The 21,637-nt window shown below is 62.3% G+C and carries 24 protein-coding genes; 8 read left to right on the top strand and 16 right to left on the bottom strand.

The features are described from left to right. Window positions 1-19: 19 nt before the first annotated feature. The 4 genes from VGM51_17735 to VGM51_17720 all read left to right on the top strand — a co-directional run bounded on the left by VGM51_17735 (window position 20) and on the right by VGM51_17720 (window position 3,434). The gene (locus VGM51_17735; protein HEY3414877.1) at window positions 20-469 is read left to right on the top strand and encodes a hypothetical protein; all 450 of its coding nucleotides are present in this window, start codon (window positions 20-22) and stop codon (window positions 467-469) included. Further along, entirely contained in the window at window positions 451-1,632 is a 1,182-nt protein-coding gene (ispD, locus tag VGM51_17730; GenBank protein ID HEY3414876.1) for a 2-C-methyl-D-erythritol 4-phosphate cytidylyltransferase, read from the top strand. The genes VGM51_17735 and ispD overlap by 19 nt, the downstream gene beginning before the upstream one ends. A 16-nt stretch (window positions 1,633-1,648) precedes the next feature. Further along, window positions 1,649-2,527 (top strand): hypothetical protein, encoded by an 879-nt coding sequence (locus tag VGM51_17725; GenBank protein HEY3414875.1) that lies wholly within the window; start codon window positions 1,649-1,651, stop codon window positions 2,525-2,527. 214 nt (window positions 2,528-2,741) lie between these two features. Then, window positions 2,742-3,434, top strand: a complete 693-nt coding sequence (locus VGM51_17720; GenBank protein HEY3414874.1) for a prepilin-type N-terminal cleavage/methylation domain-containing protein — start codon at window positions 2,742-2,744, stop codon at window positions 3,432-3,434. Window positions 3,435-3,573: 139 nt separating this feature from the next. On the opposite strand, the gene VGM51_17715 is transcribed toward VGM51_17720, so the two are convergent. The 8 genes from VGM51_17715 to VGM51_17680 all read right to left on the bottom strand — a co-directional run bounded on the left by VGM51_17715 (window position 3,574) and on the right by VGM51_17680 (window position 10,093). Continuing rightward, the gene (locus VGM51_17715) at window positions 3,574-4,302 is read right to left on the bottom strand and encodes an SDR family oxidoreductase (GenBank protein HEY3414873.1); all 729 of its coding nucleotides are present in this window, start codon (window positions 4,300-4,302) and stop codon (window positions 3,574-3,576) included. Further along, window positions 4,292-5,197: a hypothetical protein gene (locus VGM51_17710; protein HEY3414872.1), complete on the bottom strand. Its 906-nt coding sequence runs from the start codon at window positions 5,195-5,197 to the stop codon at window positions 4,292-4,294. Before VGM51_17710 ends, VGM51_17715 begins: the two co-directional genes overlap by 11 nt. 9 nt (window positions 5,198-5,206) lie before the next feature. Further along, window positions 5,207-5,749 (bottom strand): GTP cyclohydrolase I FolE, encoded by a 543-nt coding sequence (gene folE / locus VGM51_17705; GenBank protein ID HEY3414871.1) that lies wholly within the window; start codon window positions 5,747-5,749, stop codon window positions 5,207-5,209. A gap of 95 nt (window positions 5,750-5,844) precedes the next feature. Beyond that, entirely contained in the window at window positions 5,845-6,894 is a 1,050-nt protein-coding gene (locus VGM51_17700) for an ATP-dependent 6-phosphofructokinase (GenBank protein ID HEY3414870.1), read from the bottom strand. 235 nt (window positions 6,895-7,129) lie between these two features. Further along, the gene (gene raiA / locus VGM51_17695; GenBank protein ID HEY3414869.1) at window positions 7,130-7,681 is read right to left on the bottom strand and encodes a ribosome-associated translation inhibitor RaiA; all 552 of its coding nucleotides are present in this window, start codon (window positions 7,679-7,681) and stop codon (window positions 7,130-7,132) included. A 143-nt stretch (window positions 7,682-7,824) separates the two neighbouring features. Then, the gene (locus tag VGM51_17690; GenBank protein HEY3414868.1) at window positions 7,825-8,856 is read right to left on the bottom strand and encodes an outer membrane lipoprotein-sorting protein; all 1,032 of its coding nucleotides are present in this window, start codon (window positions 8,854-8,856) and stop codon (window positions 7,825-7,827) included. Beyond that, on the bottom strand, window positions 8,853-9,443 hold the full coding sequence (locus tag VGM51_17685) for a hypothetical protein (GenBank protein ID HEY3414867.1): 591 nt from the start codon (window positions 9,441-9,443) through the stop codon (window positions 8,853-8,855). Before VGM51_17685 ends, VGM51_17690 begins: the two co-directional genes overlap by 4 nt. Window positions 9,444-9,496: 53 nt before the next feature. Further along, window positions 9,497-10,093, bottom strand: a complete 597-nt coding sequence (locus tag VGM51_17680; GenBank protein HEY3414866.1) for a sigma-70 family RNA polymerase sigma factor — start codon at window positions 10,091-10,093, stop codon at window positions 9,497-9,499. A 261-nt stretch (window positions 10,094-10,354) separates the two neighbouring features. On the opposite strand from VGM51_17680, the gene VGM51_17675 reads away from it, so the two are divergent. Together VGM51_17675 and VGM51_17670 are read left to right on the top strand one after the other, a co-directional pair. After that, window positions 10,355-10,492 carry a hypothetical protein gene (locus VGM51_17675; protein HEY3414865.1) on the top strand — a complete coding sequence of 46 codons (138 nt, stop codon included), beginning with the start codon at window positions 10,355-10,357 and terminating at the stop codon, window positions 10,490-10,492. After that, window positions 10,489-11,277 carry a nucleotidyltransferase family protein gene (locus VGM51_17670; protein HEY3414864.1) on the top strand — a complete coding sequence of 263 codons (789 nt, stop codon included), beginning with the start codon at window positions 10,489-10,491 and terminating at the stop codon, window positions 11,275-11,277. The genes VGM51_17675 and VGM51_17670 overlap by 4 nt, the downstream gene beginning before the upstream one ends. Here VGM51_17670 and VGM51_17665 read toward each other — a convergent pair. The 5 genes from VGM51_17665 to VGM51_17645 all read right to left on the bottom strand — a co-directional run bounded on the left by VGM51_17665 (window position 11,274) and on the right by VGM51_17645 (window position 16,014). Further along, complete coding sequence (locus VGM51_17665; protein ID HEY3414863.1) at window positions 11,274-12,497, bottom strand: iron chelate uptake ABC transporter family permease subunit; 1,224 nt, start codon at window positions 12,495-12,497, stop codon at window positions 11,274-11,276. The genes VGM51_17670 and VGM51_17665 overlap by 4 nt on opposite strands. Beyond that, complete coding sequence (locus VGM51_17660) at window positions 12,494-13,255, bottom strand: ABC transporter ATP-binding protein (GenBank protein ID HEY3414862.1); 762 nt, start codon at window positions 13,253-13,255, stop codon at window positions 12,494-12,496. The genes VGM51_17665 and VGM51_17660 overlap by 4 nt, the downstream gene beginning before the upstream one ends. A gap of 60 nt (window positions 13,256-13,315) precedes the next feature. After that, window positions 13,316-14,221: a metal ABC transporter substrate-binding protein gene (locus tag VGM51_17655; protein ID HEY3414861.1), complete on the bottom strand. Its 906-nt coding sequence runs from the start codon at window positions 14,219-14,221 to the stop codon at window positions 13,316-13,318. Between the two features lie 13 nt (window positions 14,222-14,234). Further along, a complete protein-coding gene (locus tag VGM51_17650; GenBank protein HEY3414860.1) occupies window positions 14,235-15,566 on the bottom strand; it encodes a hypothetical protein in 1,332 nt (443 codons plus the stop codon). A 97-nt stretch (window positions 15,567-15,663) separates the two neighbouring features. Beyond that, window positions 15,664-16,014, bottom strand: a complete 351-nt coding sequence (locus VGM51_17645; GenBank protein HEY3414859.1) for a hypothetical protein — start codon at window positions 16,012-16,014, stop codon at window positions 15,664-15,666. A 129-nt stretch (window positions 16,015-16,143) separates the two neighbouring features. Here VGM51_17645 and VGM51_17640 point away from each other — a divergent pair, with 129 nt between their 5' ends. Both VGM51_17640 and def read left to right on the top strand, forming a co-directional pair. Then, complete coding sequence (locus tag VGM51_17640) at window positions 16,144-17,271, top strand: aminopeptidase (protein ID HEY3414858.1); 1,128 nt, start codon at window positions 16,144-16,146, stop codon at window positions 17,269-17,271. Window positions 17,272-17,362: 91 nt separating this feature from the next. Continuing rightward, the gene (gene def / locus VGM51_17635) at window positions 17,363-17,896 is read left to right on the top strand and encodes a peptide deformylase (protein ID HEY3414857.1); all 534 of its coding nucleotides are present in this window, start codon (window positions 17,363-17,365) and stop codon (window positions 17,894-17,896) included. Window positions 17,897-18,088: 192 nt separating this feature from the next. Here the strand turns inward: def and VGM51_17630 are convergent, their stop codons facing one another. Genes VGM51_17630 through VGM51_17620 form a run of 3 tightly spaced genes read right to left on the bottom strand, consistent with a single transcriptional unit; the run spans window position 18,089 to window position 21,420 of the window. Further along, window positions 18,089-18,667 carry an SMI1/KNR4 family protein gene (locus tag VGM51_17630; GenBank protein HEY3414856.1) on the bottom strand — a complete coding sequence of 193 codons (579 nt, stop codon included), beginning with the start codon at window positions 18,665-18,667 and terminating at the stop codon, window positions 18,089-18,091. A gap of 56 nt (window positions 18,668-18,723) precedes the next feature. Continuing rightward, window positions 18,724-19,587 (bottom strand): 16S rRNA (adenine(1518)-N(6)/adenine(1519)-N(6))-dimethyltransferase RsmA, encoded by an 864-nt coding sequence (rsmA, locus tag VGM51_17625; GenBank protein ID HEY3414855.1) that lies wholly within the window; start codon window positions 19,585-19,587, stop codon window positions 18,724-18,726. A gap of 57 nt (window positions 19,588-19,644) precedes the next feature. After that, window positions 19,645-21,420 carry a glycosyl hydrolase gene (locus tag VGM51_17620; GenBank protein HEY3414854.1) on the bottom strand — a complete coding sequence of 592 codons (1,776 nt, stop codon included), beginning with the start codon at window positions 21,418-21,420 and terminating at the stop codon, window positions 19,645-19,647. Between the last annotated feature and the right edge of the window lie 217 nt (window positions 21,421-21,637).

Below are 21,637 nucleotides of genomic sequence, written 5' to 3'. Positions count from 1 at the left end.
CCATTCGGGAGGAGAATTCGTGAAAAGACTCCGCAGCGTTCTTGCGGCCATGATCCTTGCGGCCGCGGCGGCAGGCTGCCTCGCCGCTACGCCGACAACGTTTCAGCCGGAAGTCCTGCTGATGAAGACAACGAACAGCGGCGCCGAGCGCTCCTTCGCTTACGCCAAACTGAAACCGGCTGTCATCTCCGGCAAGGAGAATCAGGCGGTGTTCCGATACAGGGCAGATCTGGACACGGTAAGCGTGACAATCACGGCCAATGCGCCGGACGCCAACGGTGTGGTCAAGGCCACCGTCTTCACGCAGCGCCAGCGGACGCTGCCCGACGGCAACGACGAGACCACCAACCTGACGTTGTCCTATACATTCACACCCGGCAAGTCACTCATCGTGGACACCCATCCGCGCATGATGGCGAACAACGTAGACGCAAACGTGGAGATGCTGCAATTGACGTTGGAGAAATAGGCGCCGGCGTTACGGCTATCGTCCCTGCGGCGGGCCGTGGTTCGCGGTTCGGGGCGCCCCGCAACAAAGTGCTTGAGCCTTTGCTGGGGCGCCCCATTCTGCGCCGCACGCTTGATGCCATCGCCGCCAGCGGTTGCGTTGAAGCCATCGTTGTGGCAGTCTCCCCGAGCGATATGGAGAGCGTCGCGCAACTCCGCTCCGGCCTGAAGATCCCCTGTCGAATCGTTGAAGGCGGCGAGACTCGCCAGGATTCGGTGAAAAACGCCTTGGCCATCGTGGAGTCACCTATCGTGGCGGTCCACGATGCGGCGCGGCCACTGATCGATGCCGGAACGATCGCCCGGTGTATTCGCAGCGTCGTCGATTGCGGGACCGGCGTCGCCGCGATACCGGTGGCCGATACGCTGAAGCGCGCTCCGGACGGGTTGGTGCATGAGACGGTGGACCGGAGCCAACTGTGGGCCACCCAGACCCCCCAATGCTGCCGTACGGCCGATCTGCGCCACGCATACGAGGCCGCCACGAGTACCGGCGCGCAGTTCACCGATGAGGCCGCTCTACTGCAGAGCGCCGGGTACCCGGTGCACCTCGTGAAGGCATCTCCCCTGAACATGAAAATCACCACACCGGACGACCTTGCGCTGGCGGAGGCCATCCTGCGTTCGCGGGGAGGGGGCTCTTTGAATTTACCTCGCATTGGATACGGCTACGACGTGCACCGGTTCGAACAGGGCCGGAGAATGGTCCTGGGCGGCGTGGATTTCGGCCTCGATTACGGCCTTCTTGGCCATTCGGATGCGGACGCCGTGCTGCACGCCGTGATGGACGCCCTGCTAGGCGCGGCGGGGCTGCCCGATATCGGCCACCTGTTTCCCAACACGGACGAGCAGTGGCGGGGGGCTTCCAGCATGGACCTTCTCGCCGAGGTGGTGACGCGCGTCGGGTCGGCCGGATACCGCACCGGCAACGTGGATATCACAGTGATCGCGGAACGCCCGAAAGTCGGTCCCCACACCGCCGCGATGAAAGCCAACATCGCGCGCGTCCTGGGAATCGCGGAGGATGCCGTCGGCATCAAGGCGACCACCGCCGAGGGGCTCGGCGATCTCGGCGCCGGCGCCGGCCTCGCCGCCCACGCTGTAGCGATGCTGATATCGAGATAACCGAAGGAGACACCCTATGACATCGTTTGCCGCAATGGCGGTTGCCGCGCTCGGACTGATGGCCGTGCTCCCCGCCGCCGCTCAGAAGACGCCCGAGGGCGAACTCATCCTGCGTTCGTTCGCAAATGCCCCCTACCCCCACAGGAGCCGGGAGAACGGGTATACGGTCAATGGAAAGGCCTTCGACGCTGCGACACACTACTCCGACAGCACCGTCGGCATCTTCATCCCCGCCGGACTCAAACCCGGCGAGGCGACCGACTTCGTGGTCCATTTCCACGGGCATATGAACCACGTGTCGCAGGTGTTTGAGGAGTACAACCTGAGGAAGGAATTCGTGCAAAGCGGCATGAACGCGATCCTCCTCGTGCCGCAGGGGCCAAAGGACGCCACGGATTCCGGCGACGGCCACCTCGAACTGGACGCAGGCGGTTTCGAGGCGCTGCTGCGCGAGGTTGCAGCCTACCTGCACGGTGCGGGAAAGCTGACGACAGAGAAGATTGGCCGCGTCACCCTCACCGCTCACAGCGGCGGGTACAACGTTACGAGCGCCATCCTGCAGCGCGGGGGCCTGGCGGACAACATCAGGGACGTTGTTCTGTTCGACGCCTCCTACGGCAATCTGGAGGGCTTCGCGGAATGGGCGAAACGCGGGCACGGGCGGCGCCTCATCAGCCTCTTCACGGAGCATCTGGCGTCCGCCAACGTGATTCTGATGTCTATGCTCCAGGGCCGCGGGGTGAAGTACAAGGTGACGTTGGACGGCGAATGGAAGGATGCCGACCTCAAGGCGCGGAGCGTGCTGTTCATCCACACGCTGGACCTGGCCCACAACGACACCGTTTCCAAGAAAGACTACTTCGCGCGGTTCCTGGCGGCGGGAAGTACGCGATAACCACGAAGGCACAAAGCGTAATTCAGAAGTCGGAGTGCAGAATTCAGAATCCGGACTCCGCCGAGGAACCCACAGCGAACGGACATCGTCCAACAAGCGGACGAGTGATCGTGACCACGTTCTCGTCCCATTCACCGGCTCAAAGGCGAACCGGCGTAACTACCTTCCTGGGCAACGACCAATCTCGTCTTCAAGTGCAAAGGGGTTTCGCACGATGCGGGGCAGACATTTGCGTGTATCGGTCCGACGCATTTCGCATACACGCATCACCCTGCGCGTTGCGTCCCACCATCGATCGACGGCATTTACTCTTATCGAGTTGCTCGTGGCGATAGCCATCATCGCCATCATCGCGGGCCTCCTGTTGCCCGTATTCACGAAGGCGAGGACCAAGGCCAGGTGGGCATATTGCGCGGGCAACCTGCGTCAGATTGGCATGGCAGTAGACTGTTACCGGAACGATTGGGAGGGCGCCTATCCCTGGGCTTGGCGCGTTGACGCAGTGGTATTCGATAACCTTCACCCATCCCTGCCTGAAGCGCTACAAGACTACGTTCGTGACGCGCATATCTGGCAGTGCCCAAGCGATATTGGCGAGACTTTTCCGAAGGGTCCATTTGGATTGCACCGGACCTCCAAGCCGTTCTATGCCATCCGAATCGCCAGTTACGACTATTACGGTCGCGGATTTTCCGACGGCCTCGTGGGCGATCTGGTTCCAAGGGTCCGGAAACCCGCATTGGCCGTGTTGTGCATGGAAGACCGCCCTTGGCACGACCATTACCTGCCGACCGATGACTGGTCGACGTGCACTGGCCGGGACAACGTGTTGTATTGTGATGGCCACGTAGCGAGGAGGACCGTGGCGCAGATCCACATCGACGTGAAGGATTCACGCACTCCATAGCCCAACGTCTGGAATCCAGATTCCAACGTCGCATGAGGCGCGCGGCGGCGCTACTTCCGGGTCATCCGTCGTTCATCATTCCTCGTTCTGAGTTCTGAGTTCGACCTTTGTGCCTTTGTGGTCATTCGCGAGCGATGGGTCACCGCTTGAACGGCAGTATGCCTTTGGCGGGCATCAGCATCATTTCGTCCACGGAAATGTTCGGGGGCTGGGTGACGATGCTCAGGATCGCGTTGGCGACGTCATCCGGTTGCAGCATGTCGGCCGTGTCGGGCGAGTCGTCCAGCGCGTCCCAGAGCGGCGTATCCGTGCTGCCGGGGCTCAAGAGCGTGAAATGGATCCCGTGGCGGCCCGATGCGCGTACCTCGGCGGCGAGCGATTTCGTCAGCCCCACCACACCCCATTTGGAGGCGCAGTAGGCCGCGCTGTTGGGAAGCCCCTGGTGCCCGGCCACGCTCGCGATATTGATGATGTGGCCCGTGTCCCCCATCGTCCGAAGCGCCTCGCGACAGCAGAAGAAGGTGCCGGTGAGGTTGGTCTGAACGACCGAGCGCCAATCGTCCAGCCCGCAGTCGGTTGTGGGCCCAAACCAGGCCGATCCGGCGGCGTTCACGACCACCGACAGGTCTCCGAGAACGGAGGCTGTTTTGAAGGCCATGTGGACATCCCGGTCGTGAGTTACGCTTCCAACGTGCATAACCACCGTGCCGTCGAGCGCCTCGTCGCACAGCGTCACGAGGTCGGTATCAGTCCGCGCCATCGCCACGACCGTGAAGCCCGCCTTGCTCAACGCCAGCGCCGTCGCGCGCCCAATTCCACGTCCCGCTCCAGTTACAATTGCCACCCGGTCATCAGAATCATCGTACATTGCGCTTATCCATTCTCCATTGATACACATAGATGGGGGTCGGGCACTGCTCGCTTGTCGTGAACAGGGTCTTGCCGCCGAGGCCATAGCAGATGGCTTCCCCCTGATTCTCCAGCGCCAGCACCGTTACCCGTGGTTTCGCTCTTAATGCCCGCTCAACGCTCTCCCCACGCGCGACCGGCCACTCGTAGGCACACTGGTAGGTACGCACCACCACGCGCGAGCCGTCCGGCGAGATATCGCCGCCGGTCGCCATACCAGTGTAGATCGGAAGCGGGTCGGAAAAGCGCAGTTCGCCGACCTTAACGGCCGTCTGCACGCCGGGGGCTCGTGGATCCAGCCGGAAGATCTCCGACGGCTCCTGCTTGCGCGTCTTCGTCACCACGTACAGCGCTCTGGCCGCAGGTTCCGCGAGGAGCGTCTCCGCGTCGTGATGCCCGTTCGGATACCGGAACCGGATGGCCCGCGCCTCCACGCCCACCGTGGCGCCCGCCGGGCCTTTCGGCGCCGCCGGGTCCACCACCTGGTAGATAGTCAGCACGTCGCGGGTCTGCTCGTTGTCCCCGATATCGGCCAGGAAGACCACCGGCGCGCCCGTGGAATCCCGCGTGGCCGCGATGTCCTCCCAGTCGGTATTGGCCGCATTGCGAACCGTCACCACGAAACGGGTCTTTCCGTCCCGGCCAACGGCGAAAAAGCGCGCGGAATCCCCGCTGTCGTTGTGGACGTAGACGATACCCGGATTGCGCCGGCTCTCCACGATTCCGCTGGCCTCGGTGATGCGCGCATCCGCGATATTACAGAGCACGCGAGGGGGCGCCCAGGCGCCGGGCGGCAAGGCGGTCCATGCCGGCGAAATGATGGCGAAAGCGAAGATAGCGGCGTGAATCTTCACGTTGCCTCCTCAGCGGCCTATCAGCGAGTAGAACTCGGCGAGGGATTTGGCGTCGTCGCGGAATACGCCGGAGAGGTGGCTGGTCACCATCAAGGCGTCGTGTTTCTGAACGCCCCGCATCGTCATACAGAGGTGACGCGCCTCCACCACGACGGCCACACCCCGCGGTTCAAGCGCCGACTCCAGCGCCTCGGCGATCTGCCTCGTCATCCGCTCCTGGACCTGCAGGCGACGGGCCAGCGCGTCCACCAATCGCGCGACCTTGCTGAGACCGACGATGCGACCCTGCGGCAGATAGGCTACGTGGGCGTGCCCGAAGAACGGGAGCAGATGGTGCTCGCAGAGGCTGTGGAACTCGATCGAGCGGACGAGCACAAGATCGTTGGAGGACTCTTCGATCACCGCATCACGGATCAACGCATCCGGGTTCTCAGCGTAACCGGCCGTCAGAAATGCCATCGCCTCCGCCGCGCGTTCCGGCGTTTTCAGCAATCCTTCGCGGTCCGGGTCTTCCCCGATCCCGCGCAGTATCTCGCGATAGTGTTCGTTCAAGTCATCATCTCCGTTCCTTATGCTAACCACAAAGGCACAAAGACACAAAGCGATTACTCTTTGTGCCTTTGTGCCTTTGTGGTTTTCTGCTGCTTTTACTTGAAGAACAACGAAGCCATGTCCCACCACTCCGGCGGAACCTGTTTGTTCACACCGACGGCCGCGTCGAGGTCCACCGCGACAACGTCGAGGCCATGGAGGGCGGCCATCTTGCCGAACTCGCCCGCCTTCACCATTTCGGCCGCCTTCACACCAACGCGGGTGCCGAGGATTCGGTCGAACGGAGTCGGGGCGCCGCCGCGGACGATGTGACCGAATGTTACGGACTTTGTCTCGATGGGCGTACCGCGGTCCTTAGTGGCCTTTGTGATGTAGTCTTCCAGGGCGCTGGCGATTCCGCGTTCTTTCAGGATCGCATGGCCGAACGAGTCGACCTTGCTGTCCTGGACGTCCCAATGCGGCAGGCTGACGCCTTCGGAGACGACGACGATGTTGTGCTTGCGGCCGCGGGCGCGCTGGGCCAGCAGGTGGTCGATCATATCCTTGAGGCTGGCTTCGGTGGGCTGCTTCTCGGGGATGAGGATCCAGTCTGCGTTGCCGGAGATGCCGGCGTACATGGCAACCCAGCCCGCGTGCCGGCCCATGACCTCGACAACGATGCAGCGGCGATGGCTGAGGGCGGTATCATGCAGGCGGTCGATGTTTTCGGTGCAGACGGCGACGGCGCTGTCGAACCCGAACGTGTAGTCGGTTTCCGACAGGTCATTGTCCATCGTTTTCGGCACGCCGACGGTCTTTTTGCCGGCCTTGTAAAGCTTGTTGGCAACGCCTAGTGTGTCGTCACCGCCGATGGCGATGAGCGCGTCGATGCCCAGGTTCTCGAACTGTTCAACCGCCAGCTGGGCGGTTTCGGCTTCCTTGTATGGGTTGGTCCGGCTGCTCCCGAGGATCGTTCCACCACGGCGGATGATGTCATCAACGACCTCGAGGGTCAGAGGAATCTGCATGCCCTGCAGCCATCCACGCCAACCTTCTTCGAAGCCGACCATTTCCCAACCGAAAGACAAACCGCGAACAACGGCGCCGCGGATGGCCGGGTTCAGGCCGGGGCAGTCGCCGCCACCCGTCAAAACTCCTACACGCATGATAATCTCCTTAGGGAGCGAGGGAATCACCCGTGGCACGCGAGGGCGCATCAACAGCAGGCGTCATACTCCCGGCGATATTCTAAGCGCAAAACGCCTCCGATGTAAAGCGGAGGTGTGAATGCACACATCAACCGTGACGCGGCACGTCACGGTGCAGATAAAAATGAGGAAACGGGGAAATGGCGCCTGGCCATTTCCCCGTTTCCTCATTTCCCCATCACCTCAGCCGCGGCTACTCGCCGACTTCGATGAGGCCGATGGTTGTATCGTCGCGGCGGTAGACCACGTTCACGTCGCCGCTGGTGTTGCGGAAGACGAAGAACTCGTGGCCCATCATCTCCATTTCGATGGCGGCGTCAATGGCGGACATCGGCTTCATCGCGAAGCGCTTTCTGCGGGTGATACGCACACCCGAGCCGGCGCCGTCCACTTCATCCGCGGCAACGGCGGCTTCCGGTTCGGCGGCATGGGAGGCGGGTTTCTCCAGTTGGTGGCGGTTTCGATCTATCAGGCGCCGGTGGTGTTTCCGTGCCTGTTGTTCCAGTTTCTCAACAACGACGTCCATCGCCTCGTACAGATCCGGACGGCGCTCTTCAGCGCGAAGCCGAACGCCGTCGCCCGTGAGCATGACTTCGACCTTATGAACACTGTGGTCCAGCTTGTAGGTAACTTCCGCGGTTCGGAGCCCGGAATCAAACTCGGAGACTTTGTTCAGCTTCTTCTGCGCATAGTCCCGCATTGCGGGGGTCACTTCAACGCCCCGGCCCTTCACAGTCACGTTCATTCCGTTACCTCCTGTGCCGATTTGGCAGCGTAGTACAGCCGTATCTTCAGATTATGCCACCCTTTCGGGTGGTTGGACAAGGAGCCGGATTTGACAGCGCAGCATCGTCGCGAAGCCATCGCGCATTCAGGCAGGTGTGAAACTCAGCGTGGTCCAACACTGATATCATCGGCAATGCGCCGGAGTTCCTTGCGGCGAAGGTTGCCCGCAACCAGGAAATGATAGGGGCCGCGTTCGGCCGATTCCGCCGGCCCGTTGACGTCGCCCGGAACGTCTTCCTGCATAGAGGCGCCGAGGTCCTTCCGCGTCTGAAACACGTTGAGCGTCGCGATGCCATCCGTTAGTTCCCATCTGGCGCACGCGCCAAATGTGTCCGGGAGGATGGAGAGATACGTTCCCACCGGGGCAAATCCGCGCGGCACCTGGGGAAGGCGGGCCAACGGGAACCCGAGCGCCGCGGCGATCTCAGTTTCGGGGAGGCGATAGTCTTTGTTCCACTGGACAACGGTCAGATCGCTGGCTGCCGGCGGCTTCAGTAGCGCGAGGTCGCCGGCGGGGATGGGTTGGGGTCGCTCTACGGCCTGTGTTGCGCTCACGAGCCGTCCGTCGGCACTCCACAGTTCCTGGCGAAGGGGCAGATAGGTTTCTTTGTCCACCCACAACCGTTTCATCGGTCGTCCAGGATTCTTCGGCCGCACTTCCAGATACCAGGCCGGGGTGTTTGCCACCGTGTCGGAACGCACCCCCTCTACGTGGTAGTTGTTTAGGATCAGCGCCATCCAATCGAGGGCGCCAACATCCTTCGATGGAAAAGTGAGCAGTTCGATGCGGTGGGCCGCCGGAACATAGCGCCAGCCGGTCTGGCCGTTGCGCGCCTGCACCATGCCGCCGGCCGCCGCCGGACCTTCAGTGCTGATTACATCATACCGCCACTGGTCGGGGCCAACGTGCGTACGATGGAGAAGTGTGGAGACGGGACCGACAACGCCACGACCATTAAAATCAGGTCGCGGTATCGCCATGACCGCAACGTTCATTTCGTTGACGGTGTACGAAGAGGTTTCGTCGGCGCCGTGGTACCGGGCGAGGATAGTGAGACCGTCTGGTTGTGCGACCCGTGAGCAGCCCGCCACGGCGATCGCAGCCGCGCAGAGCGCCGGCAGGGCGAACTTCACCGCAAGGCATCCCCTGTGGAGAGGAATACGGGCTGCGCGGCGTGATCCGGTGCGAAACGCGCCAGCGAAACGCTGAGATCCGGCAATGGCCGGACAGATGCGGCGTCCACGGCTACAGATGATGCCGCATCGGCGACCGGTGACTCGTTATCAACCCCGTTTCGCATACTCACCGAGACGGTGGCCGGTGATGCGGACGCGATAGACGCGCCGCTCACGGAGCTCACCGAGCCGGCGTTCAACAGCAGGGCAAGCGCGCATGCGAATCCCCCGACGGCCGCCGCAGCGCCCGAAAGCCACGCGCGAACGGGGCGAACCGGGGTCACCGGCATCGAGTATGAAGCCAGCGAGCTTTCCAGTTCGATCCTGGCCCGCACGCCGAGCCACAGGTCAGCGGGAGCTTTGCGGCGGGGCATATGATCCAGCAAGACCGTGCAGCGTTCGTAACGCCGCGCTTCAGCGGCGCATTGAGCGCAGGAAGCAATGTGAACGGCATACTCGTTCGCGGAAACCGGGTCCAGAAGGCCCACCGAGTAATCGGACATCGAATTCAGTACGTGCTCACAGTCCATTGTTCGTTCCACCATTCCGGAAGCGCCCCCTATCTAGGGAGGCTTCCCGTGCAGGGTGCAGGACCCCGCTAATCGTCAAAATCCACGTAATGCCCCAACTTGCGCCGCAATTCACTGCGGGCGCGGCTCAACCGGGACTTGACGGTCCCTTCGCTCACGCCTAAAATCTCGGCGATCTCCAGAACGTCTATCCCTTCAATGTGGTGCAGCGTGATCACCGCTCTGTGATCGTCTGAAAGCGTACCGATTGCACGGTTCACCACATCCTTTAGTTCCTGGTTGATCGAGGTCCGTTCGGGACTATCCGTCCAGTCCGGAATCTCCAGTTTGTACTCGGATTCCGTGTCCGTCATCGGCTCGTCGAGAGACCTCGACACGATGCGCGGACGCTTCAATATGTCCCGGCATACATTGACCGCTATCTGTGCCAGCCAACCGCCGTATGCTCCCTCCGCCTCCAAGCGGTCCAGCGACCGGAACGCCCGAACGAACGCTTCCTGCGTCGCGTCCGACGCGTCTGCGTCGTTGCGAAGCATGCCAAATACGATAGAGTAGATGCGCCGGTGGTGGCGTCCAAAGAGCAATTCGTAGGCTCGATGGTCACCCGCTTTGCACCTGCGCACCAACTCAGCGTCCGTTACATCGCCGTATGCGGTCGTCTGCAAGATGAGTCTTCTAGGTATAGGGACGCGCCGGAGCGCAATGGGTTCCGAGAAATGTCCGCGTGATGCTGAATCTGTCAGCCATCCGGGCAGCCGCGCTTATTCTACCCCCCTCCCCCGGCCTTCGGCAACCGGCACGGTACCGCAAACCCGGTACCTTGCCCCGCTCCGCATCGGGCCCAAGGTATCAGGACGCGGCCGCGCGGATAGGAGACAATTGATATGGAAGACGTTGAACGGCGCACGCCGTGAAGGAGGATTGAGATGGAAAACGTGTTGGAAATGAATCCGTATGTCGCGCAGTTGGTGTTGTGGTTCCTCGGCTTCGCGGCCACGGCGGTGTTTGGGACGCTGGCTTGTTACATTGCCGGTTTGGCCAAACGCGAGGGGAGCCGTATATGACCTCCCGAATGCTGGATGTCATCCTGCCGGCGGGTGGCCGACTCAACGGAGCGTTCGCCGATGAAGCGGGTGTTTCCATCAAAGCGCTGATTCGCATCGGTGGTCAGACGGTTCTGGAACGAACTGTGGCGACCCTCCGAGCCACGGGAATCGTGGACCGCATCGTGGTGGTGGGCCCTTCGGAGCTGGCGCTGCATCCGGCCACACGGGGCGCCGACGCAGTGCTTCCGGACGGCGATTGCGGACCGGATAACATCCTGCGTGGGATCGACTGGCTGGAAGCCCAGGGCGGCGCGTCACTGCGTGTTATCGTAGTGACGACCGACTTGCCGTTTCTGACGGCCGATGCCGTCCGAGCCTTTGTTGAAGCGTGCCCACCGTCCGGTGAGATCTGCGTCCCCATACTTCGTTGTGAAGCGTTCACCGAGCGCTTCCCGGACAGCCCCGCCACATTCGCTCCGCTCGCCGACGGGCAATGGACCATGGCGTGCGGGTTCCTGCTCGACCCGAATGCCGTCCGTCGAAACCATCTCCGTATCCGGCAGGTATTCGCTGCGCGCAAGAGCGAATTCACCATGGCGCGCCTGCTCGGCCCGTTGTTCGTCCTCCGGTACCTGACCCGGCGCCTCCGCGTTGAAGACATCGAGCGGCGATGCACGGCTATCCTTCGCTGCCGTGGCGTCGCGGTGCGCAATGCGCGGCCCGAGATGGCCGCCGATATCGATACCGTTGAGGACTACCGGTACGCTGTGACGCACGCAGACCAGTTCCACTTGCGACGCTAGTGTGCGCCGTATCTCGAACGCAGCCTCGAGAATGCTCCCAGCGCCAGCAGGAAGGCGAACATGATCGCGACGATGGTCGCGGAAGACGGCAGATCCCTCGCGAACGATAGATAGAGCCCGATGGGCACCGGGATAAGGCCCAGGAGCACGGAAGCGATGAGCGCGCTTTTCATTCGGTGAGTGAGAAGCAGCGCCGTCACCGCGGGTAGAACCAGCGCGCTGAACGCGAGCAACACCCCGACGGTATGGATCGAGAAGGCAATCGCCAGCCCGATGGTGGCATACAGCAGCATGTCCCACGCCCTCGCCCGGTAGCCCATCGCGTTGGCCGTGTCCGCATCGAAGGAAACGAACAAAAACTCCTTTGAGAACAAGGCATGGATCAGCAGCACGGCAGCCATTCCGATGGCCGTGTGGCGGACATCGACGGGGTCCACTGTGAGGATGTTGCCGAACAGGAGGTCGTGCATATGGGCTTCGCCCTGCGCGCTCTTCGCGATCAGGATCACGCCGAGCGCGGAGGCAACCGCCCAGCCGATGCCGATGAACGCTTCCTGCGACACCTTGCGCGGCGACCAGCGCACTGAGAACAGGCCAATTCCCACGAACATGAGAGCGACCGCGCCAATGAACGGGTTGAAACCCACCAATAGCGCCAGCGCGACTCCCGCCGAACTGACTTCCGCCAGTGCGACTCCGACAAAAACGATGCGCTTCAGCACCACGTAAACACCGACGTAGGCGCATGTACCTGCGACAAGCAGACCGGCAAGCAGGGCCCAGCGCATGAATGACGGAGCGAATACCGAAGCGATGGACGGCGGCGCGGGCAACGCTATCGGCTGATCCGCCGCGGCGTCCGTTAAAACCGGCGCGGCGCCTGGGCTGTTGGCCGGTGGCTGAGACATGCGAACCGGGGGCGCGGATTTTGGCATCTCGACCGGCTTCGCGGACGGTGCCGGCGAGGACTGGCCCGGCGTGGCGGGCTTGTCCCGGGGCAAAGCGACTTTGGCGGCGGGATGGGTGGCCACGGGTTGGGGCTTGGCAACCGGCGCGGTGGGGGCCGCCGCCTCAGCGGGCGGAGGAGGAGGCGTGGAAGCCGGCGCGGAAGCGGCCTCGGAGGGTGGCGGAGACGGAGGCGGCGCCCCCTGTGCGTACGACAGGCCGGGCGCCATCAAGCAGACAGCCAGCAACCACCCCAACGCAGATCGAGCTTTCATAGTACCACCCGTTTTCCGTTCACCTCGCCAACCGAAAGCCGCATCCCATAGATGTCCTCCATGTGGTCCGGCGTCACCAGATCGTCCACGCTCCCCATTTCGAAATCCCGCTTTCCGGCGCCTACGATCGCCAGGTCATGCACGTGGTTAACCACGACATTTAGAAGATGGCTCACCATCAGCACCAGAAGGCCGCGATCGGCGTGGAGGCGGTCCACGAGGTCCATCGTCGCGTGTTCGGCGGCCACGTCCATGTCATTTGTCGGCTCATCGAGCACCAGGATGTCCGGTTCCGAGGCCAGGGCGCGGGCCATCAACGTGCGCTGCCTCTGCCCCCCGGAAAACTCCCGGAACATGCGCCCGGCGAGGTCCGCGATGCCAACCTGTTCCAGCGCGTCCATCGCGCGCACACGGTCGATTCGCCCGGGGCGATGCAGGACGCCGACGTTCAAATAGCGTCCCATCAGAACGATGTCCAGTGCCGTAAGGGGGAAGGTCTCGTCCATCGTCTGCGCCTGTGGCACGTATCCGAATCGGATCGGTCGCTTGCCGTACTCGACGGCACCGGACAGGGGCTTCAGGGTTCCTAGAATCGCCCGGAGGAGCGTGGTCTTGCCGGCGCCGTTGGGACCCACGATGCCGACGTATCCGCCCGCGTCCAGATGAAGGTTCAGCCCCGCCATCACCGTACGGCGTCCGTACCCCAGCGTTACGTCTACGAACCGCACGAGCGGAGCGTCATTTTCGTTCGATATCATTTCGGCGTCCTCTCCGCGGCAGAGCGAGCGTATCCGCCCGCCCTGCCGCGATTTCCGATTCTACCTTGACAGAGCCTGCTTGAAGCCGTTGACGATCTTGTCCATGTAGCTGAAATAGTTCGTCGTACCCATAGAACCGACGGAGTACGGCACGCGAACGACGTTCGCCCCCGCGGACCGTTTCAGCAGATCGGAGAAGCCTTCGGGGTATATGCTGGGCACGATGACAGCTTTCACGCCCGCCGCTTTCATACGCCCGATGAGGTTGTTCACATGGCTGGCGCTCGGCGGGATACCGGGCTTGGGCTCCAGGTAGGCAAACGCTTTGAGTCCGAAGCGATCCAGGAAATAGACCCATTCGTCGTGGTACGCCACGACACTCCGGCCGCGATACGGAGCGAGTTCTGCCTTCCACGCCGCGATTCGGGTGTCGATTTCCGACGCAAACTTGCGGTAGTTGTCGTCATAGGCTTTTGCGTTCTTCGGGTCATTTTCGCGGAGGGCAAGGTCAATTTCGTACGCGATCACCTTGGCGTCGCCCGGATCGAACCAGTAATGGGGGTTGCCATAGACGTGGATATCGCCGGAAGCGCCGGTAATCTGGCTTCCGGGGACTTCCAGCTTGCGGATCAGGCGGGAGGCGTCAACGTACCCCTTGCCCGACTTCTCAACGCGGCTGTTTCGCGCCGCGTTGACCAAAGAGTCCACCCACATATCCAGATCCATGCCTGCGCGAACAAGTATCTCGGCATCGCGAACACGGATGACGTCGCTAGGCCGCGGGTCGATCTGGTGGTAGTTCTGATCAGGCTTCGCGAGCGAGATCGCCGATATGTGGGTCCCGCCCACCTCGCCCGCAATCGCGGCGAGTTCGGGAAGCGTGCAGACAACCCGCATCGCCGCCCGGGCGGGAACCGGTACAAATGCCGATACGGTGAGCGCCAGAAGCGCGATTTTCATTTTCATCTTCAATCCATCCTTATTCGAGGTTATGCGTATGCGGGCCGAGGCCCCAGACCCATTGCAGCCACGCTTCGTTGTAAGCGTCCTTGCCGGGCCGATTCCCATGTGTCAGTTGCAGCCGAAGATATGTCCGCTCGGTCAATTGATGCGTTAGTATCCCGGAAGCGGATGCTTCGTGGAGGCCGGGGGCAAACGGGTACTGGCTCCAGTCGTAGCGCAGCCCGTACTCGCGGAACGGACTGACCCGCTGGTCCGCCAGGACGTAGAATCCGTGGGCTTTATCCGTGTTCAAGTCGGACTTGGAACGACGCCAAACGTATTCGCCGCGCAGAAGGGTTCGTGCCGTGCCCTTGCCGTAATGGCGGTACGACAGGTCGGCGCCCGCCAGCGTTGTCTGCGGGTGATCGATGGTGTCCGCGGCAAGATTGAATGGCTGCCCGTTACCGTAGGCGGCGCTGGCGCCAAGTTCGAGCTCGTCGTTAGCGCCTACATTCCTGCCGGTCCAGAGGCGCAGAGTCTTGAAACGATCCTGGAACGCAGCGCCCGGCCCCACGCGGATATCCGTTGTCGCTGCCGGCTGAATCGTCGCGGGATCGGGGCTGTTCCACAGGCCGGCGTCCAATTGCGCGAACAGGCCGCCCTTCGTTGGAAGCAGGTAACTCAGCGTAGCGCCCTGACCCGTGAGGCTCTCATCGGCCACCAGGTTGCGCAGCACGCTGGGCGGGGTGATGTACAGCCAGGAGTGCGGGTGCAACTGGTTGGTTCGCCCGAATGCGACCTTTCGTTTCCCGACCTGCGCGCTGAGTCCCTTGCCGAGATTCAAGGCGGTGACGTATGCCTCTTCGACGGCCATCTTGAAATCCGGCCGACCCGCAGTGATGAAGGCATCGGCCTTCACGCCGGGGTAAACATACGACTGAATTCCGATCTCAGCGGAGTCCAGGAATATCCGCGACCTGTCCTGGTCACGTTTATCCGTGCTCAGGTGGCCGACCGCCGTACCGATGAACGAAATGTCCGGCAAGAGCAGGGCGCTGCCACCGCCCGTTGGCGCGGACCCGGTCGCCGTTTCCGGCGGAGGAGCCACTTCGGCTCCGGGTTGCGCGGGAGCGACGGCCTGCATCTGGTCCATGCGGGCCTGCAATGCCGCCACCTGCGCCTTCAGGGCGGCAACCTCGGCCCGGAGGCTGGCGTTGTCGTCCTGTGCCTGGCCCGGAGGCGGTGCTTCCGGCGTCGCAACGGTGGCGTCGCCTACCTCGGGCGGTGGCGGTGGTGGAGCATCCTGGCTCCACGCCGCTGTGGTGCGCGAGAGCGCGCACAGAATCGCGAGAATCGCGAATCGCCTCATTATCGAGTCCTCCTCGCCGCCCAAAGGGACGCGCGAAATCACGCCGGCCAGATCGAGGCCGAAACGGAGGGGTCACGGCGCAAGGCCGTGCAACAACTCAAATGAAGCGTACGGGGGGAGCGCGGCCAACCGGCTGCGCGGGAGCCGAAGGCGGCACACCGACCGTGACGGACGAATAGCGCATCGTCTCGACGGACGGGGCCGGCATCGGCGACAGGAGGATCGCGGGAGAAGCCACCGCGTTGGCAACCCAATCGCATAGCGGGCAAGGAACACCCGAGTGCGTGGAAGGCGCACAGATGGCCATTCCGCCGTTCGCTGAGCCCAGCGTGTCATCGTCAAACGGGTGCGGACCGCTGGCAAGCAACGACAGCGTCACGAAGAGAATCATCGTGACAATCGCGGCGAACCGGGATCCACACCATCGCTCGAAGTTGCTGATAGACATTACTGTTTCGGCCCGGCTGTGCCGGACAGCCATTAGAACAGACACCCTTATCGAACGTCGCGTTCCATGATGTCGATGCCAAAACGCTAGACTGATGTAGTATAGATTTAAAGCAAGGGGAGGGCATCCGTGAGTGACGCGCGATTTGAGAGATTGGCCGATATCCTAGTCGGCCACAGCACGGCCCTGAAGCCGGGCGACAAGACGCTGATTGAGGCATCGGACGTTCCGCCTGAGATGGTAAACGCGCTGGTGAACCGAATCGCAAGAGCCGACGCGCTGCCGTTTGTCATCACGCGGCAGCAGCGGGTCCAGCGAACCCTGTACCGCAACGCTTCGGAGCAGCAGATGCGGATTATCGGCGATTGGGAACTCTCGCTGATGGAACAGATGAACGCCTATGTTGGACTGCGAGGCTCTCACAACGCGCTCGAACTGAGCGACGTTCCGGACGAGAAGATGCGCCTCTATCGCGAGCACGTGTGGAGCAAGGTCCACAGCAACCGCCGCGTTCCGAACACGAACTGGGTGGTCCTTCGCTGGCCCACTTCCGCTATGGCACAGCAGGCGGGTATGTCCACCGAGGCTTTCGAGGATTTCTATTTCGACGTCTGCATCGGCGTGGATTATGACAAGATGCGCGCCGCCCAGGAACCGTTGAAGGCGCGAATGGACCGGGCCGACCAGATTCATATCCTTGGCCCCGGCGATACGGATCTGACGTTCAGCATCCGCGCGATCCCGACGATAACCTGCTACGGAATCCGCAATATCCCGGACGGGGAATGCTTCACGGCGCCCGTTCGCGACAGCGTCAACGGCGTGATGCACTACAACGCGCCCACCGAGTATCAGGGCAAACCCTTCGACGATATCCGCCTCGTCTTCAAGGACGGGAAGATCGTCGAGGCAACCGGCAGCGACACCCTTGCACTGAATGCCATCCTGGACAGCGACGAAGGCGCGCGGTATGTTGGGGAGTTCAGTTTCGGGTTCAACCCGTTCATCACCAAGCCCATGCGGGATATTCTCTTCGACGAGAAAATCGCCGGGAGCATCCACTTCACGCCCGGCCAGGCGTACGAGAACGCCGACAACGGGAACCGCAGCCAGATTCACTGGGACATGGTGTTAGTGCAAAGCAAGCAATACGGCGGCGGCGAGATCCACATTGACGGTGAAACCGTTCGCAAAGACGGCCTGTTCGTCCCTTCCGACCTGTGGGGCCTGAACCCCGAGAATCTGAAAGCCGGATAGCGGTGTTCCGAGTTCCGAGTTCGGCGACGCGGAACTCGAAACTCGGAACTCGAATCGCCCGCTTCGCGGGTCATGGTATACTGAACGTAATATGGCTTACCGAGAGATACTGACATACCAGCATCCGGCGCTTCGCTCCCAAACCGAGGAGTTGGACGCCGTGACACCCGAAACGCGCCAACTCGCAGCGGACATGATCCAGACGATGGAGGAGGCGTACGGTGTCGGCCTCGCCGCGCCTCAGATTGGCGAGTTGATCCGCCTCTTCGTCTACGACGTTGGCGACGGACCGCATACGGTCATCAACCCGCGCATCCTCCGCCAATCCGGCGAGGAACTGGGCAACGAAGGCTGTCTGAGCATCCCCCGGCTGTACGGGGACGTGCCGCGTGCCACCAAAGTGACCGCCACCTGGCTGGACCAGCACGGGCGCAAGGTCCGCAAATCACTGGAAGGATTCACCGCCCGCGTCTTCCAGCACGAGTACGACCACCTCTTCGGCGTCCTGTTCACGGACAAGGCCGTGCCGGAATCGCTCCATATGGTCGATATCGTTCCGCGGGAACGGGATGACGTCGAGGAGCCCGCGGACAGGCGCGATGAGTCCGACGCCGTGGTGGCGTAGGACAGGATGCAGCATCCAGCATCCGGCATTCAGGTAGGGAACGGTAGTTCCGGCGTCCCGCCGGACGTCCTTTGGGCGCGGAGCCGATGGCTTCCGCGCCCCTTCTGTTAAGCTACACACCTCTCGCGTTCGCGAGCGCGGCGAACTCCGCCATCGCCAGGGTTTCTCCGCGGCCCTGGGGTCCTCTCCCGCTCACGACCCGTATGCGTGTACAATCCCTTCCGCAAACGCTTCAAAGGAGGAACTCACCTGCTCCAACACACGGATCCTCTCATTGCACAGTACTTCCTCGTGATCAATCCAGACTATGGGGCACTCACCTGCCGCACCTTTGCGCCGTTGCGTGTCGAAGCAGATCTGGTCGTAATTGCCCGCAAACGGGTTACCGAGAGGTATATATCCGGCTGGGAGCAGGATGTCAACGAACGCCTGGTCGCTAAACACCCTGTTTCGGAATTCGTAGAATGGTGTACCCTCCGGCGTGTTAGCGGACATCTGGAAGGGCCCCACTTCGAAGGCGGGAAACACGTACCGCGTCACGAGCGATCGGTACGAGGGAGGCAATGCCAAGCCCAGTCTCTGCTCCAGTGGTACGATCCAATCCACAGTTGGCCACGGCGTGATGCGCCAGTCGAAAACGCCGAGCAAATCCTCACCGTGCCGCACGGATGGTGGAATCTCGCCTTCGATGCTGGGTTCTCGGGGGAACCTGTTGATCGTTGCGACGAACCGGTCTATTAGCGCGTCCATGCTCAGGTTGTGTTTGTTCATAGCGCCTATCTTACTCGATCTTCATTGGCCGTGTTCGGCCTCACGCCGGACCTACCTCATAGTGTCTCGTCTTCACCCGCATTCGCGAGCGCGGCGAACTCCGCCATCGTGAGGGTTTCGCCTCGGCGTTTGGAGTCAATGCCCGCGGTTTCCAGGGCGGCGCGGGCGCCGTCCTTCCCCCACTCCGGCATGGCGCTCAAGGCGTTCAGAAGCGTCTTGCGTCGCTGACCGAATGATGCCCGTACGATGCGGTGGAAGAGCGGGACGTCGTTTACCGCCACAGGCGGCTCCGCCAGCGGTCGCAGTCGGATGATGCTGGACTCAACCTTAGGAGGCGGGAAGAAGCACTGCGCCGCCACCGTGCCGGCGATATCAACGGCCGCATAGAATTGCGCGAACACGCTGAGGCTGCCGTATTCCGGCGTGTTCGGTTTTGCGCGCATGCGCTCGGCGACTTCCTTCTGCACCAGCAGCACAATCACGCGCCAATACGCTCCGGTTGCCAGGAGCGAGGCGAGGATGGGCGTGCTGATGTTGTACGGAACGTTTGCCACAATGGTGGCCGGCAGCGGATTGAGGTTCGCCGGAACCCACGAAGGCAGGTCCAGCTTCAGGAAATCTGCGTGGTCCACGCGGACGTTCTGCAGGTCCCCCACCGTTTCCTTCAGAACCCCGATGAACCCTGCGTCCACTTCCACGGCGCGCACGGTCGCGGCGCGTTCCGAGAGGATGCGGGTCATCGCGCCCAGGCCGGGACCGATCTCCAGAATGGCTTCTTCACCCGTGAGTTCCGCCGCGTTCACCATGCGCTCAAGCGCATTGCGGTCCAGAAGAAAGTGCTGCCCGAGGGCCTGCGTGGTGCGCAGCCCGTGGCGTTTCATCAGAGCGGCAACGGCGCGTGGTGAGTAAAGGTTTATCATAAGGGTTCCGAGATTCGGGTGCCGGGTGTCGGGCTCTCAGCCCTCGGGCCTGGTGCCTCAGCCCTCCGAAAACGTGACGTCGTCCCAGAGGACGCTTCCCGTTGTGTTCTTGCCCGAGATCGTCACCCTTGCCACCACCGCGTCGGCCGGCGCTTTGCCGTTCACGGTGATCTCCCTCCAGCCCCCGGACCCTGTGACGCTCTCCGACTCCGTCCGGCCCAGCCAGGTCCACATATTGCCGCTGTACCATTCGATGGAGATGGTGTTCGCGCCTGTGGCCTCCGAGGGCTTCACCCATGCGTGCAGAGTATAAGTCTTGCCGTCCCAGACCGGGATGGGGACGTTGTTCCATGCGGCGTCTTTCGAGGCGCCGATTCGGAGCGCGTGTTTACCCGTTCGGCCCTCATCGGCCCACTCCATCACGCCGTCCTTCGACTGGTCGGGAAACCTCCCCTGCCCCCAGAAGGATACGGTGTCGCCGTCCGGCAATTCCATGGACGGGTTGATCAGCAAATTCACGCCCGGCTTCCGCAGGGACACATCGTTCTTCGGGGATGCCCCCTTGAGCGCGCCCGGCTTGAAGCCCGTGATGATGACGGGCACCTCGGTGACGCGCAATACGTAATCCTCAATCGGTACCGTCTTGCCGTGCGCATTCAGCGCGTGCAACGGCGCTCCTCGGGGCAGTTCGAGGCTGTCCTGCTCGCCGAACGGCGCCCAAACCACCAGAACAGGCTTCTTCGGATCACCGTCGGCCAGAAAAGCGATCGCGGACACCTTTCCCGTGTCCGGCAGGTAACCCAGGTACGACGGACGCAGGCCGCTCGGGGAAAGCGCCTCTATCAAATGCTTGGCCGCATAAAACGCCGGCTTCGGGCGCTTCGTGCTCGTGAATCCCCAGTCCGGCTGGTTGTTCTTGCCCGCGATGATACCCCAACGCTCCGACCAGTCGCCCAGCGTAAACCAGAAGGTCTTCCGGACGCCCTCACTGAGGGCGATTACGTACTCCTGCACCAGGTTCTCCGCCTGCCGCAGTTCGTTATCGGGCTCCGTGTTGGTCGTATAGCCGACTTCCGTGATCCAGACCGGCTTCGAGACGCCGCTCTTCGTCGCGGCGGCACGCGTCATGCGAATCAGCTCGCCCAAGCCCTGGGACGCCGGGCTTCCGCCCATGGAGTACGGGTGGATCGCGACGGCATCACAGTAGTCCCACCCGCCGTTCGCGAACAATACTTTTCTGACCCAGCCGATGTCCACCGTGCTGGTGCCGCCCGCAATAACGACGCAGCCTGGGTCCGCTTTCTTTGCAGCCGCATAGGCCGCCTTAAGCAGCGATGTGTAGTCTTCGGCGCTGGGAACCTTCCAGAATGACGGGATGTTGGGCTCATTCCAGATCTCCCAGACCTTGAACGTGTCCTTGTAGCGGCTGACGACCTCGTACACGTAATTCGCAAACTCGGCCCGCTCTTCCTCCGTATGCGGCTCCGCCGTCAGCCACTGTCCGCGCCCCATCAGCAGGCAGTAGCCGGAAATCGGCCGCTCAGAATAGACCTTGACCATCTGATCCGTGAACGTCCAGTCGAAAGGGCCGTCTTTTGCGGTTTGAACGTCGGACCAGTCGATAGAGGCGCGATCCCATCGCAAGCCGGCGTCCACCAGATAGTTGGCCAGTTCGTCCTCAATCTTCCAGATGTTCGGCATGTCCTTCCCGAAGCGCGGCTTCAGAGCATCGATGCCGAACGGGGATGGCTCCAGAGGCGCTGGCTTTGCCGCCAGAGGCGCCGTGAGGGTTGTCAAGGCCAGGAGGATTGTCAGGGCAGGAATGCATTTCATGGCAGGTTCCGTAACTCGAGAGTGTGCGCCGATGCGCCATGGGATTGTAGCGTACGCGCGGCATGAGAACCCAAGCGGCGCATTGCATCATCAGAAAGCTTACCTAAGTTGGATGGTTGCCTCATCTAAGAATCTTACCGGCTGGGGTCCTTCAGGGGACCGGCCGGAGGAAGATGAGGCAGATGATGAGTCTCGCGACCAAACGGGAACTGGTGGC

The sequence above is a fragment of the Armatimonadota bacterium genome, from assembly GCA_036504095.1.
Lineage (GTDB): Bacteria > Armatimonadota > DTGP01 > JAKQQT01 > JAKQQT01 > DASXUL01.
Note: the sequence above shows the minus strand (reverse complement) of the source record. Positions and strands in the feature narration are given on the sequence as shown.